The sequence below is a fragment of the Mycobacterium sp. BK086 genome (genome assembly GCA_004362315.1).
Lineage (GTDB): Bacteria > Actinomycetota > Actinomycetes > Mycobacteriales > Mycobacteriaceae > Mycobacterium.
In genome coordinates, this window is sequence record SNWL01000006.1 from 542201 (window position 1) to 558151 (window position 15951).

The 15951-nt window shown below is 65.2% G+C and carries 14 protein-coding genes; 6 read left to right on the forward strand and 8 right to left on the reverse strand.

What is annotated here, in order from left to right:
- Nucleotides 1-66 precede the first annotated feature (66 nt).
- From EV580_RS23305 to upp, 3 genes are read left to right on the forward strand one after another with little or no spacing between them, the layout of a single operon-like run.
- The gene (locus EV580_RS23305; protein WP_133694002.1) at nt 67-1320 is read left to right on the forward strand and encodes a GTP cyclohydrolase II; all 1254 of its coding nucleotides are present in this window, start codon (nt 67-69) and stop codon (nt 1318-1320) included.
- On the forward strand, nt 1320-2543 hold the full coding sequence (locus tag EV580_RS23310) for a URC4/urg3 family protein (RefSeq protein WP_133694004.1): 1224 nt from the start codon (nt 1320-1322) through the stop codon (nt 2541-2543). The genes EV580_RS23305 and EV580_RS23310 overlap by 1 nt, the downstream gene beginning before the upstream one ends.
- Nucleotides 2543-3172, forward strand: a complete 630-nt coding sequence (gene upp / locus EV580_RS23315) for a uracil phosphoribosyltransferase (protein ID WP_133694005.1) — start codon at nt 2543-2545, stop codon at nt 3170-3172. Before EV580_RS23310 ends, upp begins: the two co-directional genes overlap by 1 nt.
- 79 nt (nt 3173-3251) lie before the next feature.
- Here the strand turns inward: upp and EV580_RS23320 are convergent, their stop codons facing one another.
- Nucleotides 3252-4763 (reverse strand): multicopper oxidase family protein, encoded by a 1512-nt coding sequence (locus tag EV580_RS23320; RefSeq protein WP_133694007.1) that lies wholly within the window; start codon nt 4761-4763, stop codon nt 3252-3254.
- A 56-nt stretch (nt 4764-4819) separates the two neighbouring features.
- A complete protein-coding gene (locus EV580_RS23325; protein WP_133694009.1) occupies nt 4820-5515 on the reverse strand; it encodes a DUF305 domain-containing protein in 696 nt (231 codons plus the stop codon).
- Nucleotides 5516-5687: 172 nt separating this feature from the next.
- Between EV580_RS23325 and EV580_RS23330 the strand changes: the two genes are divergently transcribed.
- A complete protein-coding gene (locus EV580_RS23330) occupies nt 5688-5948 on the forward strand; it encodes a heavy-metal-associated domain-containing protein (protein WP_133694011.1) in 261 nt (86 codons plus the stop codon).
- A 25-nt stretch (nt 5949-5973) separates the two neighbouring features.
- Here the strand turns inward: EV580_RS23330 and ripB are convergent, their stop codons facing one another.
- The 4 genes from ripB to EV580_RS23355 form a co-directional block, all read right to left on the reverse strand.
- Nucleotides 5974-6666, reverse strand: coding sequence for an NlpC/P60 family peptidoglycan endopeptidase RipB (gene ripB, locus EV580_RS23335; protein ID WP_133694012.1), 693 nt, complete (start codon nt 6664-6666; stop codon nt 5974-5976).
- Between the two features lie 162 nt (nt 6667-6828).
- Nucleotides 6829-7218, reverse strand: a complete 390-nt coding sequence (locus EV580_RS23340; RefSeq protein ID WP_133694014.1) for a BlaI/MecI/CopY family transcriptional regulator — start codon at nt 7216-7218, stop codon at nt 6829-6831.
- Between the two features lie 1054 nt (nt 7219-8272).
- Nucleotides 8273-9112 carry a polysaccharide deacetylase family protein gene (locus tag EV580_RS23350; RefSeq protein ID WP_133694017.1) on the reverse strand — a complete coding sequence of 280 codons (840 nt, stop codon included), beginning with the start codon at nt 9110-9112 and terminating at the stop codon, nt 8273-8275.
- A gap of 35 nt (nt 9113-9147) precedes the next feature.
- Nucleotides 9148-11466 (reverse strand): heavy metal translocating P-type ATPase, encoded by a 2319-nt coding sequence (locus EV580_RS23355; protein ID WP_133694019.1) that lies wholly within the window; start codon nt 11464-11466, stop codon nt 9148-9150.
- A 189-nt stretch (nt 11467-11655) separates the two neighbouring features.
- Here EV580_RS23355 and EV580_RS23360 point away from each other — a divergent pair, with 189 nt between their 5' ends.
- Nucleotides 11656-12117, forward strand: coding sequence for a hypothetical protein (locus EV580_RS23360; RefSeq protein WP_133694021.1), 462 nt, complete (start codon nt 11656-11658; stop codon nt 12115-12117).
- A gap of 2 nt (nt 12118-12119) precedes the next feature.
- Here EV580_RS23360 and EV580_RS23365 read toward each other — a convergent pair whose 3' ends face one another.
- Nucleotides 12120-12821 carry a hypothetical protein gene (locus EV580_RS23365; RefSeq protein ID WP_133694022.1) on the reverse strand — a complete coding sequence of 234 codons (702 nt, stop codon included), beginning with the start codon at nt 12819-12821 and terminating at the stop codon, nt 12120-12122.
- A 129-nt stretch (nt 12822-12950) separates the two neighbouring features.
- Between EV580_RS23365 and EV580_RS23370 the strand changes: the two genes are divergently transcribed.
- Nucleotides 12951-14846: an ArnT family glycosyltransferase gene (locus EV580_RS23370; RefSeq protein WP_370581504.1), complete on the forward strand. Its 1896-nt coding sequence runs from the start codon at nt 12951-12953 to the stop codon at nt 14844-14846.
- Here EV580_RS23370 and EV580_RS23375 read toward each other — a convergent pair whose 3' ends face one another.
- Nucleotides 14847-15944, reverse strand: coding sequence for a fatty acid desaturase family protein (locus EV580_RS23375; RefSeq protein WP_133694026.1), 1098 nt, complete (start codon nt 15942-15944; stop codon nt 14847-14849).
- Nucleotides 15945-15951: the final 7 nt, after the last annotated feature.

Sequence of the window (15951 nt, forward strand, 5' to 3'; positions counted from 1 at the left end):
AAAGTGACTAAGCTGGCGCTTCCGGCGCCCGGCGCCGGCGATCTCCTGAGTCCACGAGGAGGGCACATGTCAGCCGCACCGAAGGGGCCCGGCCATATCCGGCTGACATCACACCACGGCGCCGACGATGCCCCGGCGATCCACTGGGGCGCGGCCACGGCTCGCGAGCGTGGGCCGCTGATCGGAACCACCAGCACCCGCAGCCACCGCAACGTGATCGGCACCCACAGCGGCTCCTATAGCGTGTACCGCGCCCTGGCTGTCGCCGCCGGTGCGCTATCGCGCGAGCACCGGGCCGATCTGACCAACACCTCCCCCACCGACAGCATCGGCCCGTATCCGCAGTGGAGTCGCCCCGAGGCGATCGTCAGCCTGGACCCATGGGGCGCCATGGTGGCCGATGCGTTCGCCGCCGAACTGGCAGCCGGCCAGGACATCCGCCCGACCATCGCGGTCACCAAGGCGCACGTGATCCTGCCGGAGATCGCCGACGCCATCGAGAAGGGCCGGCTCGTTCCCGACGGAAAGGTGCTGCTGCCCAGCGGAGCCGCGCTGGTGACCAAGGCCGCGATCGAGCCGGTCTGGTATCTGCCCGGTGTCGCGGAACGTTTCGGTTGCAGCGAGGCCCACTTGCGCCGGGTGCTGTTCGAAGAGACCGGCGGCATGTATCCCGAGCTGGTCACCCGCTCCGATCTGGAGGTCTTCCTTCCGCCGATCGGCGGGCAGACCCTGTACATCTTCGGCGCCCCAACCGATCTCGCCGATCCCACCGTGGAGCTGACCGCCCGGGTGCACGACGAATGCAACGGTTCGGATGTGTTCGGCTCCGACATCTGCACGTGCCGGCCATATCTGACGCATGCGCTCGAGGAGTGCATCCTGGGTGCGCAGCGCGGCGGGGTCGGGTTGGTCGCGTACTCGCGCAAGGAAGGCCGCGCACTGGGTGAGGTGACCAAGTTCCTGGTATACAACGCCCGTAAGCGCCAGGAGGGCGGCGACACTGCCGAGGCGTACTTCGCCCGCACCGAATGCGTTGCCGGAGTGCAAGACATGCGTTTCCAGGAGCTGATGCCAGATGTGCTGCACTGGCTGGGAATACAAAAGATCCACCGCCTGGTCTCGATGAGCAACATGAAGTACGACGCCATCGTCGGGTCAGGGATCGAGGTGGGCGAGCGTGTCAACATTCCCGACGAGCTGATCCCGCCCGACGCCAGGGTGGAGATCGACGCCAAGATGGCCGCCGGCTACTTCACTCCCGGCCCGGTTCCCGATGCCGATGAGCTGAAAAAGGCCAAGGGCCGAGGACTGGAGGGCTGATGGGTTCGGCCATCGAGGTCGACCTCGACAGCCCGGCGGGCGCCGCGGCGGCGCTGCGCAACACCCACACCATCCGGAAGCGGGCTACGGCGCTGACCGAACGTGCCCGCGCCGGCGAATCGCAGTGGTTCACCGTGCACGACGACGAACTAGCCTCGGCCGCAACACTGGTCGCCGACGTCACACGAAGCAGCTACCCCGATCTGCAGATCCCGTTCCACAGCCGATGGCGCCATTTCGAGGCCGGCGGGGTAGATCGCAAAGAACTGTTGGCGAACGCCGACGCCCGCGCACTGGTCGACCTGACCGTGGTCAGCGTGCTGCTCGATGCCGGTGCGGGACCGGACTGGTTCTACGTCGAATCCGAGACCGGTCTTCGGCTGGGGCGTTCGGAAGGTCTGGGGGTGGCCAGCTTTCACGCATTCACCGCGGGCCTGTTCTCGTCGGACCCCAGCGATCCACTGCGCGTCGATGCCGCGGGGCTGACCGGTCTGACCGCGGCACGACTCGGCGACGCCTTTCAGGCCGGCGCCGCCAACCCGCTGGTCGGCCTCGACGGCCGGGTGGCGATCCTGCGTCGGCTGGGGGCGGCCTTGTCCGCCATGCCGGAGGTGTTCGGGGCCGACGGCAGACCCGGCGGGTTGCTGGACGCGGTGCGAACTGCGGGAAGCAGCACCGTGCGAGCCCATGACATCCTCGCGGTGATCCTGACGTCATTGGCACCAATATGGCCTAGCGGCAACATGATCGGGGATCAACCACTCGGCGACTGCTGGCGCCACCCGGCGCTGGACGGGCCGGGACTCACCGCGGGGTGGATTCCATTTCACAAGCTGTCGCAATGGCTCACCTACTCCTTGCTCGAACCGTTCACCTGGGCTGGGCTGACGGTCACCGACCTCGACGAGTTGACCGGCCTGCCCGAGTACCGCAACGGCGGCCTGTTGCTGGACAGCGCAGTACTCCGCCTGCGGGATAACGCTCTGGCATCTCAAACATGGACCCCCGCAGATGAATTGGTGGTCGAGTGGCGTGCGCTGACGGTGGCACTGCTCGACGAGCTGGCCCCGCTGGTCCGCGAACAGCTCGGGGTGGACCCCGCCCGGATGCCGCTGGCCCGGGTGTTGGAGGGCGGTACGTGGGCCGCGGGGCGGCAGCTGGCCCAACGGTTACGTGGGGGGCTGCCGCCACTATCCATCGCCAGTGATGGCACGGTGTTCTGATGCGCAACGTCCACGTCATCGACCACCCGCTGGTACAGCACAAGCTGACCTTGATGCGGCGGGCGGAAACGTCCACCAATACGTTCCGCAGGCTCGCCAACGAGATGGCCACGCTGTTGGCCTACGAGGTGCTGCGCGATACCCCGACCCACGAGATCGAGGTGCGCACCCCGCTGGAGACCACGACCGGCACCGTCATCGACGGCAAGAAACTGGTGTTCGTCTCCATCCTGCGGGCCGGCACCGGGATCCTGGATGGGATGTTGACCGTCGTACCCGGCGCCCGCGTCGGGCACATCGGGCTGTACCGGGATCCGAAAACGCTTGTCGCCGTGGAGTACTACTTCAAGATGCCCAGCGACCTGCAGGAGCGCGAGGTCGTCATCGTCGACCCCATGCTGGCCACCGGCAATTCGGCGGTCGCAGCGGTCGACCGGCTCAAGGAATTTCGGCCCCGGTCCATCAAATTCGTCTGCCTGCTCACCTGTCCGGAAGGCATCGCCGCGCTGCACGACGCCCATCCCGAGGTACCGATCTACACCGCCGCAGTCGACCGCGGGCTCGACGAGCACAGCTATATCGTGCCGGGCCTCGGCGATGCCGGTGACCGGTTGTTCGGCACCAAATAGGGTGCTAATACTCAGTCCTGACGACAGTTTGTGGACCACCGACTCATAGCCGACTCGTCGGCAACATCTCCTATCTCGGTCATTCAACATAGTTCAGGGTGGTCATCATCCCGGCGTCCATGTGATAGCCGTTGTGGCAGTGCAGCATCCAGTCGCCGGGGTTATCGGCGACGAACCTGACCGAGACGCTCTGCATCGGTTTGACGATCACGGTGTCCTTCCGCGGCCCAGCACTACCGTCAGCCCTGATCACCTGGAAGGTGTGGCCGTGCAAGTGCATCGGATGCCACATCATGGTCTGGTTGGTGAACGTCAGAGTGGTGTGTTGACCCTGACGGACGGCCAGCGGGACTGTCTGGTCATAGGGCCGACCGTTGATCTTCCAGTCGTACTGCATCATCCCGCCCGTCAACCGGGCCTCCATCGCGAGGTCGCTTCGGTCAGACAACTGGAGTTCCCTTGCGGCGGTGAAGGTATCCACTGTACCCACACGCCCCGTCAGTTCCGGAGGACGGAAGGCGACATCCGGAGCGCTGCCGCCTCCGGTCGACAGCAGGGCGCGGGCGACAGCGTTCTTCCCCTCAGCGGAAGCGACGAGCGGAAACACGCCGTCGCCGGCGGTCACGAGGACGTCGTAGCGCTCCCCCATTCCCAGCAGGACGGCATCGACGTCGGTGGGCACGACGGGGAAGCCGTCGGTATGAGTGACCGTCATGCGGTGCCCCGCGAGCGCGACGCGGAAGGCGGTGTCGGCCGCGGCGTTGATGATGCGGATACGGATCCGCTGTCCGGGTCTTGCGCTGAACATCGTTGCGGCTGAGGGGATGCGACCATTGATGATGTAGTACGGGTAGCTGACGTCGCCGGCGTCGCCGCCGAGCAGTTCACTGGGTCCGACCCCACCGACACCGGGGGTGCCGGGCATAGCTCCCATACCACCCATACCCGGCATGTGGCCCATGCCGCCCATGCCCGGCATGTGCCCCATGCCACCCATTGATCGCAGCCCCTTGAATATCTCTGCGGGGCTGGTGCCAACACCAGACGTCCAGTCGTCGAGCATCACGATCCACTCGGCGTCATAGCGGCCCGGGTCGGCCGGGTCGTCGATGATGACCGGCACATACAGGCCGTAGTCGGTGTCCAGCCCGGTATGCGGATGGGCCCAGTACGTTCCGGGAAACGGGGAACTGAACCGGTAGGTGAAGCTGGATCCCGGGGCGATGTTGGGAGTAGCCGGAGCGGCCCCGTCCATGTCGTTGCGCAAGGCAATCCCGTGCCAGTGCACCGAGGACGGGTGATCAAGCGCATTGTCGACGGTGATCGCGATGTCGTCGCCGACGCTAGCCCGAATCAGCGGGCCCGGAACCTGCTGGTTGTAGGTCAGCGTGCGCGCCTTGGTACCGCCCAGGTCGATGTCAGCCGCTCCCGCGGCGAGGCGGGCGGTGACCGTCCTGCCCGTGTGCGGCCGAGCCGCCTCCGCGGCGGCAACTTCACCTGGTCTCGTGGAGCCGCCAGAGGCGGAGCGGCTGCAGGCGACCAAAGCCGCGCCCCCGAGCACACTGGCGGCAAGAAAGCCGCGTCGAGTCATGGGTGACTCGATGAGTGGCCGTCGACTCATCACCAATCCCGTCTCCCGTGATTCCCCTACAAGGAGCTCAGGATCTGATTCATGGTGTCGATCTCCTTCTGCTGACTGGTGGCGATCGACTTGGCCAACGCAATGGCATCGGTGAACTGGCCGTTCTTGATCTCGCCCTGCGCCATGGTGATCGCGCCCTGGTGGTGCTTGATCATCTGAGCGAGGTACAACTTGCTGGCCTCGACGCCGTTGGCATTTTGCAACGCCTGCATGTCGGCCATTGACATCATTCCGTCCATACCTGCCATACCTGGCATCATCGAGCCGCTGGGCATGGGCATCGGCATTGCCGAGCTGGTCGGCGACACCGTGGCGGTATCGGTGCCGTGCATTCCAGGCATGTTGTTCATCCCCGGCATTCCGGACATCCCCCACTGATTCAGCCAACCCTGCATCTGGTCGATCTCCGGCTCCTGCGCGGCCTTGATCTGCTTGGCCAGGTCGATCACCCGCGGGTCGATCCCCTGCTTGGCCAAGACCATGTCGCTCATCTCAATCGCCTGCTGGTGATGCGGAATCATCATGTGGGCGAACATCATGTCGGACTGGTTGTGCGCGCTTGCCGGCGCCGACGATGAGCTTCGAGCGGTGGCCTGCGATGACGACGTCGTCTCCTTGGTCCCGGAATTGCTACACGCGCCGATGGCGAACACCGCTGCGAACACCGCCGCTCCGGTCGCCACGATCCTTGCCTGCTTCACAGCACATCCTTTCGTCGGATCAACGATCTCGGTCCGTCACCTAGCCTTCCCAGGCTGGATAGGGCTGCCCTAGTCGTTCTGTGAAGATTCGATAAAGAACCACGGCGGTCCATTGGTGAACGCCGTCGTAGATACCCCCACGGGGTATACACTACGCCGAGGAGGACTCATCATGAGCGTTGCAATCCGCGTTGTCGGGATGTCGTGTGACCACTGCGCCAATACGATTCGCCGGGCGGTGTCGGCACTGACGGGAGTGAACCGCGTCGATGTCGACGTGGCAGGAGGCATTGTCACCGTCGACGGTGACTGCGACGCCTCAGCGGTCGCCGCTGCGATCGCCGACGCGGGCTATACCGCGCTAGGGACAATTGGCCCACGACCCCCGTTACCGATCGCCGGCTCTTCCGACAACGACTGTTGTTGTGGTTGATCATGGTTCGCTGACACGCTCGGCATCATCCCTCGATGATGCGGGTCACGTACGGCGTCATGCCCGCCATCCTGACGGGGGAGATTTTGACCGGCACCCCGGTCTGTTGAGCCTCAAGCATCTGGCCACCGCCGAGGTATATCGCTTCATGCTGGCTGCCGCCGGGCCCCCAGAACAGTAGATCCCCTCGCCTGGCTTGCGATGGCGGGATCTTGCGGCCTGCGTTGTACTGGTCGCCCGACCATCGCGGCAGAAGTACACCCACGCCCGCATACGCGTAGCGGGTGAGCCCCGAGCAGTCGAAACCCACTGTGCCGGAACCGGAGTCAATCCCGTTACTCGGACCAGTGAGACTCCCCCCGCCCCACGAATACGGAACACCGATCTGTGTGCCGGCGCGGCGTATGACGTATTCGATCGCCTGGCTGCCGGAAACACGTCGACCCGCGGCGGGCGCGACGCCGGTGTCGGTACCGGCCAGGCCGAGACTCTGCAGGAAGGACCGTCCGAGGTCCATCGTGGTCTGCACGGCGAGCGTGCTCGCACGAAGTGACGCGTTGGCGATCGCCAGCGGGTCACCGGATGCACCCGCACTGATGACGCTGGGAAGCAAGGGATCCCACGCCACCGCGCCGGAATCCGCGACAGCAGGGATGGAAGGCTGCACGGTCAGCGCCGCGAGTAGGAGACAGACCAGCCGCAGGACTCGGTGGAGCATCTTCGATCACGTCCTTGCTCTGTTGGTTCATACATACGGCTTTAATTAGTACGTAGTTACTCCGTAGTTGTGAACCGTAGCAGTGACGGGCGGGCACTCACACCCGCGTCTCATATCGCTTGAGTAACGATCCCCCCTGAGGGCGTGTCGAATTCGACCGAGCTACTTCTCGTCGGTCTTGCCCGTCCGTCTTGCCAAACGCCGCAAGGCGGCCCGGAGGCCCTCAGACTCCTCATCATCCATCTGCGCGACGAAGTGAGCGAGCACCAGTTCGGGGCGGCCACCGCCTTCAAGCGCCTCACGCATCAGGCTCGCGGTGTGTTCTTCGCGGGTCATGACGGCCCAATACCGGTAGGCGCGGCCATCTTTCTCCCGGTCAAGCCAGCCTTTGGCGTGCAGGTTATCCATTGTCGACATCACCGTGGTGTAGGCGATCCGCCGTTCAGCGGCGAGCTCGTCGAAAATCTCCCGCACCGTGACGGTGTAGGGGTCGCGATCCCAGACCTTCGCCATGACGGTGGCCTCAAGCTCGCCGAATCCCCGAACCCTCATGTTGATCCTCAACTTTCATTGGGGTGGTGCAACATTCGCCATAACAGATGGGGATCACGGTCCACACGACGCGAGACCAACACCAACTACCAAGACTCCCAACGCCAATGCCGTTGCGATGATCACCGCAGCCCGAGTCCTTGATCGGGCTCGGTGCGGCGTGCCGTCAGGAGTGTGTCTTGTCAGGCGTGTCAACCTCAATTGCGCACACTCCCCGGCGATCCCGAGCGCGACGGCAGGCGCGGCCGCGTGCTGAAGAGCCTGGATTGCCTGCCGAACCGGCCACGTGCCATGGATTCGCGCAGCTTGGGCATCGGCATCCAATTCGATAAGGGTACGCACCAGCGACGGCGACTGCCGCATCAGAGGCAACCAGCCGATACCCCGGGACAACGCCTGCGCCACCGCGATGAACACGTGATGACGCCCGCGGAGATGGGCCTTCTCGTGGGAGTCGACGGCACTCACCGCGCCCTGCCCCAGGCGATTGCGAACTCCGACACTCATCACAACCAGAGGCGGGTTGCCCACCAAACTGTAGGCGTGTAGCTCGGGCGTTGGCAGCCACAGAACCGAACCTGGCCGCGGTGCCCGTCCTGTCAACAGCCAAGCCAGCTCGACATGTCGGGCGTGAACCCGGCGACGGTGTCGTGCGGTGCTTCCCAGCTGCCATGTTCCGGCAATGACGGCGATGGCAACGGCAGCGCCACTGAGCGACGCCGCGACGGAATCTGCCCATCTCGGCACGCCAGAATTGGCTGGTAGCCAACAACCATGAATAAGGTGGACCACAACGGGCAGTGCGGTCGCGGACACCGCAAGACATACCAGGATTGCCCAGAGGGTCAGCAACAGTCCCGCATCGACATTCCGCCGCATCCCGCGGCGCAGAAGTGGCGGCGACAACACCCCGGCGAGAAGGCCGCCGATTGTCCATAGAACAGCGCCTGTCATTGGCCGCGCCACCCCTCTCTCCGCCTCACATAGACGGCTGCCCCGCCACCTACTGAGTTCGACAGTAGTCGAATCTCGGTTGTCGCGGCCCAGATCCGTTCTACCGCGCCGGCGGACCACCAGCACTCTGGTTCGGGATATCCGTGATCGGGAGGTTAGGCGCCGGATTCGGTGACGGCGTGTCCGGTAGCAGTGGGATCCGTCTGGCGGGTATATCGGCGATGCTGTTGGCCGGTGGTCCGTTGACCCGACTGCCATAGCTGCTGCCTGGTGAGCGCGAGCCAAGCAGATGACTGACCGTGACCATGTGATACCCGTTGGCAATCAAGACCGGAATGAACTGGTAGATCACGTCGACGGTGCTGGAGTAGGTGTCATGCAGCAATACCACTGAACCTGGCTTGACTTGAGTCTTCAGCATGTAAACCGTTGCGGCGGTGTTTGAATCGTTGATCCAGTCGAAAGGGATGACGTCCCAGAGAATCTCTGCGAGGCCCTGCTGGGCCGCCGCAGCACGAACCGCATCGGAGGACAGCCCGCCAGCGGGGCGATAGATCTGAGGTGAGAGCCCAGTCGCCGCGGCGATCGCCTGGGTGCCTCGACTGAGTTGCGAGGAAATGTCGGCTACCGGGATCGTGCTCATGTTCGGATGCTCCCAGGTGTGGTTGCCGATCTCCATCCCGGCGTCTGCGATCCGCCGCGCGGCGTCAGGATCAGCGGCCACCTTGTTGCCGATCAGAAAGAATGTCGCTTTCGCGTTGCCGGACACCAACACTCGTAGGAGCCGATCGGTAAACGGAGTGGGTCCGTCGTCGAAGGTGAGCGCCACGCATTTGACCTGTGCACAGTCGACACGATCCGGATCATCGGCCTGTCGCTGGCGCGCGGCCAACACCATGGTCCCGACGACGGCGATCACCACAGCCGAGACGGCCATCATGTGCCACCCCACGCGGGGGAGCGCGAAGCAACGCGTCACGCCGACCTACTCGCTGAGGACGCGGGCAGCTTGAGGCGCTTGAGCATCAATGCGTTGACTGCCACGATCAGGCTCGATCCCGACATCGACAAGGCCGCGATCTCCGGGCGCAGAACCAATCCGAACGCCGGCTCGAAGACACCTGCGGCGATCGGCAGCGCAATCACGTTGTATCCCACGGCCCAGCCGAGATTCTGGCGCATCTTGCGCAAGGTCCCCCGCCCGATCCGCAAGGCAGTCGGGACGTCGAGCGGGTCGGAGCGCATCAACACCAGGTCGGCTGTCTCGATCGCCACATCGGTACCCGCCCCTATTGCCACCCCGAGGTCGGCCTGCGCCAGGGCCGGGGCATCGTTGACCCCATCACCGACCATGGCCACCTTGCCGCCCTGCTGCTGGAGGTCAGAGATCTTGGTGGCCTTCTCTCCCGGTAGCACTTCAGCGACAACGGCGTCGATGCCCAGTTGGTCGGCGATCCTGGATGCGGTGGCTTCGTTGTCACCGCTGAGCATGACCACGTGCACGCCCATCTCATGTAGTTCCCGGACCGCTCGTGCAGAAGTCTCCCGAGCTGCGTCCGCCAGTGCGATGACCCCGACGCCGCGCCCGTCCACCGCCACCAGAACCGCGGTGAGCCCGCTGGACGCGAGTTGGTCCCGTCGATCCATCAGACCTGCCGGAAAGTCGACCCGTTCATCGCGCATCAGCTTGCGGTTTCCGACAGCAACCCGGTGCCCGCTGACGGCGGCGGTGGCTCCGCGCCCAGGGACGTTGCGGAATTCGGTCAGTTCGGCGGCGGTGACTCCCCGGTCGCGGGCGTAACGCACGATTGCGGCGGCCAACGGGTGCTCAGATTGGGTCTCCACCCCGGAGACCATCGCCAACACCTCGTACTCGTTCATCGCCTCCGCCACGTAGTCCGTGACTTCGGGCTCACCCTTGGTCAGCGTCCCTGTTTTGTCCATCACGACGGTGTCGATGCGCGCCGAAATCTCAAGGGCGGTCGCATTCTTGAACAGCACCCCACGCTTGGCACCCAGCCCCGTTCCAACCATGATCGCCGTCGGAGTGGCCAGGCCAAGGGCGTCCGGGCAGGTGATGACCACCACGGTGATGGCGAACAGCAGCGCGCTCTGCACACCCGCGCCCGCCACCCACCACACGAGGAAGGTGAGCGCACCGCCGATGAGTGCCACCAACACCAGCCAGAACGCGGCCCGGTCAGCCAGCCGCTGACCGGGCGCCTTGGAGTTCTGCGCTTCTTGAACCATGGCCACGATCTGGGCCAACGCGGTGTCAGAACCAACTTTGGTGGCACGCACTCGCAGTGTCCCGGTGGTATTGATCGACGCCCCGATTACGTTGTCGCCTGGTGCTTTCGACACCGGCAGGCTCTCCCCGGTGACCATCGACTCGTCGACCTCCGAGGCGCCATGCTCGACGGTGCCGTCGACGGGGATCTTGGCGCCGGGCCGGATCAAGAGCAGGTCACCTACGACGACCTCGGCGGTGGGCAATTCCACCAGCTCGTCACCCCGGACCACCACAGCCATCGGTGGTGCAAGTTCCAGCAGAGTTCGAATCGCCTCGTTGGCTCCGCCCCGCGCGCGCATCTCAAACCAATGCCCAAGGAGCACAAAGGTCGTCAGCACGGCGGCAGCTTCGTAGAACACGTCGCCACCACCGGTGAGGGTCACCCCCACGCTGTAGAGCCAGCCTGCTCCCACAGCGACGGCAACCAGCACCATCATGTCGAGGGTTCGTGCCCGCAGTGCCCGCCACGCGCCGTCGAAGAAGATCCACGCCGAGTAGAACACCACCGGCAAGCTCAGGAGAAGCGCGAAGACGTCGTCGCGCAACCCGAACGGCGCAGGCACCGTGAACCCGAACATGTCACGACCCATCGGGGACCACAGCATGATCGGGATCGACAAGACCAGCGCCACGAGGAACCGGTTGCGCATGTCGCGCACCATGGCGTCCATCGACATGGCGCCGTGGCCGCCGTGGCCCATCACGTCCTGCGGCGCGCCACGCGATGCCGGGATCGCGTGGCCGGCCACGTCCGACATCGGCTCGCAGATGTGGTCCGGCACCGAACGTCCGGCGCAGTGAAAACCACAGTCATGAATCCACTTCGCCAGCGAAGCGACTGACGTGACCTCCGGGTCGAAGACCACGGTGGCGGTTTGGTTCACCGCGTTCGCGTGCACCGCATACACGCCTGGGCGACGTAGCAGTGTCGACTCAACCACCGATGTCGAAGTGGCCCAGTGCAACCCGTGAACATCCAGCACCGTTGTGGTGGTGGCCATCAAATACTCCCCATCCGCGGTTGTGACCCAGGACAGGCCCCAAATCTGCCCTACCCCGGTATGTCCCCCATATGCCTTCCATAAAGATTTGACGAAGAAGTGGGGAGCCTGAGCCAACTCCCGAGCCGTCGCCTGCCAGCGCGTATTGTCCGCGAACAGCGTCTTGCGGTGGCGACAGGCAGGAGGACGATGGTCGACAACCCTGGGAATCACGACCGGCGCGGAACTCGCCTGGTGATGTTGGCGGCCCTTGTCCTGGTGGGTGCGACCCTCGTCGCGGTCGCGATCACCACGGGCGCGCTGCCGCCGTGGAAGTCGGACAATACTGGCCCCACAGCCGAACAGTCGGCTCGGGAACGATGCCAAGGCGACGTACTCACAAAGGTGCTATCCCCGTCGACGGCGCGTTTCTCCGACCTTCGCACCGAGGCCAGCACACTGGACAGCGACGGAAAAGACCAGTTCTCCCTGACCCTTGAGGCGCCCCTCAAAGACGTCGACAAGTCCCGGATCACCGTGCTGAACGTCTCCGGAGTGGTCAATGCGCCCAGCGAGGTCGGCACCACGCTCTCCGACCATTTCGACTGCCGGGCCTATTTTGTCGACGGCTCTTTGGTCCACACACTCGTGCTGTTCGAACACGAGCACTGATCTCAGTCGCTGTGACTGTGCTGGTGAGCGTCGGCCTCCACCGGAGCCGCGGATTCCGGATGATGGTCGCCTTCTGTATTCAGACTCATGTCAGTCACCGGCAGCCCCGGTGCAGGCGCGGGTTCGTGGCGATCATGACCCGTCGTCACATCTGCATGGTGGCCCGGCACCTGTTCTGCCTCAGCCGGGCCACCGTGGTGATGGTGCTGGCCCTGGAGGCCAGACGCCAGGCCAACCGTGACCGCACCGGCCATAACGGCGTTGGCTCCCATCAACACCACGGCTCGTCCGAGACCCGAGATCTCGTCGCCCCGATAGCGCCGAAGCAATGCCCACCCGGCACCCATGATCACGTAGCACTGAAGCAGCAGGACGGCTATGCCTGCCGCCTCGACTGCCTCGGGCACCCCCGCGTTGGGACCGAACGGCGCGCCCGCGGTTCGGGACATCACCCACAGCGCCGCTGAACCGAGATTTGCCGCCACGCCGGCCGCAAGCAGTATCTGCGTCGGTCGCAACCAGGTGAGAAATCCCCAAAACAGTTGGAACACCGCGATCGCGGCGAAGAACACCCCCGACGGCTTCCAGTCCGTCCAGTGCATGGGCGCAACCGCGAAATGGATGACGGCTGCGCCGATCGAGGCCACCGCCGCACACCGGGCAGCGAGCTGGCTGTCGGTCTTCCGCACGACTTTGACGCCCACAGCGTCGACCGTGGCACACCGACCCCGTTCGTACGAGCAGCAGGCCATAACGGTCAGATGCCAGATCGGCAACAGCGTTCCCAGTGTCCTCCCAGTCAACAGCCAGGCCTGGGTGGGTCAATAGGGTTCGTGACAACGACGTTTCAAGCCCCGCTGCCGCAGGACTCCGCCGAGGTCGCCGCGTCCCCAGCACACTCGTCGCGAGGGGAGCGCGCCGGGCTGGCGGTCCTGCTCGTCGGCACCGCGGTCATGTACCTGTGGAACATCACCGTCAACGGCATGGGCAACCAGTTCTATGCCGGTGCGGCGCAGGCGGGCTCGAAGAATTGGGAAGCGCTGCTGTTCGGTTCGCTCGATTCCGAGAACTTCATCACCGTCGACAAGCCGCCGGTGTCGCAGTGGGTGATGGGGCTCTCGGGTCAGCTGTTCGGCTTCAGCAGCGCCAGCATGCTGGTCCCCGAGGCGCTGATGGCGGTGGCCACCGTCGCGATTCTCTACGCGGCGGTCGCGCGGATCTGCGGTCCGCGGGCAGGTCTGCTCGCCGGTGCCGCTCTCGCGGTGACCCCGGTCGCTGCCTTGATGTTCCGGTTCAACAACCCCGACGCGGCGATGGTGCTGCTGATGATGGCCTCGGCGTATTGCACAGTGCGTGCACTCGAGCGGGCCAGCGGGAAGTGGCTGGCGTGGGCAGGTGTCGCACTGGGCTTCGCATTCCTGGCCAAGATGCTCGAAGGGCTGCTGGTGGTCCCTGCGGTGGGCCTGGTTTACCTGATCGCCGCGCCAACGAACATCCGCACGCGGATGGTGCACCTGCTCGGCGCCATGGCAGCCTTCCTGGTTTCGGCTGGGTGGTTCGTCGTGCTGACGCTGGTGTGGCCGGCATCGTCGCGGCCCTACATCGCCGGCTCGACCGACAACAGCTTCATGGATCTGGTGTTGGGCTACAACGGTTTTGCCCGGGTTGCCGGCCGCAACCACATGAACTTCGGTCCGAACGACCCGATCGGTAATTCCGTCGGCAACGGCCTGCGTCACCTCGGCGGCTTCGGCGGCATGGACCAGAACGAAGGCGTCGGCCGGCTGTTCACCGGCGAGTTCGGCTTCGAGATCGGCTGGCTGGTCCCCGCAGCACTGCTCGCGTTCGTGCTCGTGGTGGTCTCGCGTTGTCGCGCGCCGCGCACCGACACCGTGCGGGCGGGCGCGCTGTTGTTCGGTGGCTGGCTGCTCGGCGACGGACTGGTATTGAGCTTCATGAAAAGCAATGTGCACCCGTACTACTGCTTGTCTTTGGCACCCGCGGTGGCCGGTGTGGCGGCGATTGGTGCCCACGAGATGTGGGTGCGCCGCCAGTCTCGATTCGGACGTACCGGGCTGACCGCGCTTCTAGCGGTGACGGGCATCTGGAGTTGGTGGGTGCTGGGCCGCAACGAAGGATGGCTGCCCGCGCTGCGCTGGATCGTCCTGATCGGCACGGTGCTCGCCGCAGCTGCGCTGGCGCTTTCCGCGTCGCGCCGACGGCGGGTCGCGGTGGGCGCCGCCGTGCTCGGTGTGACGGCCGTCTTGGCCGGCCCGACGGCGTACGCGGTGGCCACATTGAACGTCGCGCACCGTGGCGGTGGGCCCACTGTCGGACCCGCACGTCCCGAGCCTGCGTTCGCGCGCGCCTTCGGTCAGCCCCAGGACAATCCACAACTGGACACCATGTTGCGCGCCACCAAGACGAAGTGGTCAGCGGCGGTGGTCGGCTCGTCGACGGCGGCCGGTCTCGAATTGTCCAGCGGCACCGCGGTCATGGCGATCGGTGGGTTCACCGGCGCGGACCCGGTACCGAGCTTGGGCCAGTTCAAGGCCGACGTCTCCGATGGCCAGGTGGCCTATTACGTGGTCCAGAGAGACTGGCGCGGCAAGGCCGGCGGCTGGCCCGACAACCGCAATCACACCGGGATCACCGACTGGGTGACCGCCACGTTCGCGGTCACTCAGGTCGGCGATACCGATGTCTACGACCTGTCCAAGCCCAAGTAGTCAGGCCGCCCGGACCAGCTCGTCGGCCTCGCGGGGCGCCCGGCTGGGCAAGGCCAGCTTGACGATCTTGCGGATGACGGTGCCGAACTGCTTGGGCAGCGGGCCCGAGTTGTACGGCACGCCGTAGCGCTCGCACACCTCGCGAACGTGCGGGGCCATCTCGGCGTAGCGGCGGGCAGGCACGTCGGGGAACAGGTGGTGCTCGATCTGGTGGGACAGGTTGCCCGACAACAGATGGAACAGCTTGCCGCCGGTCAGGTTGGCCGAGCCGAGGATCTGCCGGAAGTACCACTGGCCGCGCGACTCGTTGCGGGTCTCCTCGACGGTGAATTCCTGTGTGCCGTCCGGGAAATGGCCGCAGAAGATGATCGCGTAGGACCACACGTTGCGCATCAGGTTGGCCGTCAGGTTGCCGGTGAACACGAACGGCGCGAACGGTCCGGCCAGCAGCGGGAAGGCGACGTAATCCTTGAGGGTCTGCCTGCGGGTCTTGCGCCAGATCTCGCGCAGCACGTCGCGTTTGTCGGACAGCGAGATCTCACCGGAGCGGATGCGTTCGGTCTCCAGCTCGTGCAGCGCAACGCCGTACTGGAACAACACCATCAGCAGGAACGCGTAGAGCGGATTGCCGAGGAAGTACGGGCGCCACGGCTGATCCGGGCTCATCCGCAGGATGCCGTAGCCGATGTCGCGGTCCATGCCGACGATGTTGGTGAAGGTGTGGTGGGAGAAGTTGTGCGAGTGCCGCCACTGGTCGGCGGGGCAGGCGGTGTCCCATTCGAAGGTGCGCCCGGCCAGCGCCGGGTCGCCGGTCCACTCGTACTGGCCGTGCATGATGTTGTGGCCGATCTCCATGTTGTCCAGGATCTTCGAGATCCCCAGCAGCGCGGTGCCAGCCAGCCACGCCGGCGGGAAGATACCGGCCATCAACAGTGCGCGGCCACCGATTTCCATGCCGCGCTGCGCCTTGATGACGCGGCGGATGTAGCCGACGTCGGCCTGGCCGAGGTCGGCCAGCACGCGGTCCTTGATGGCATCGAGCTCGCGCCCGAATGCGTCGGCCTGCTCGGGGGTCAGTGTGATGGGTTGGGAGGTCATGGTTTTC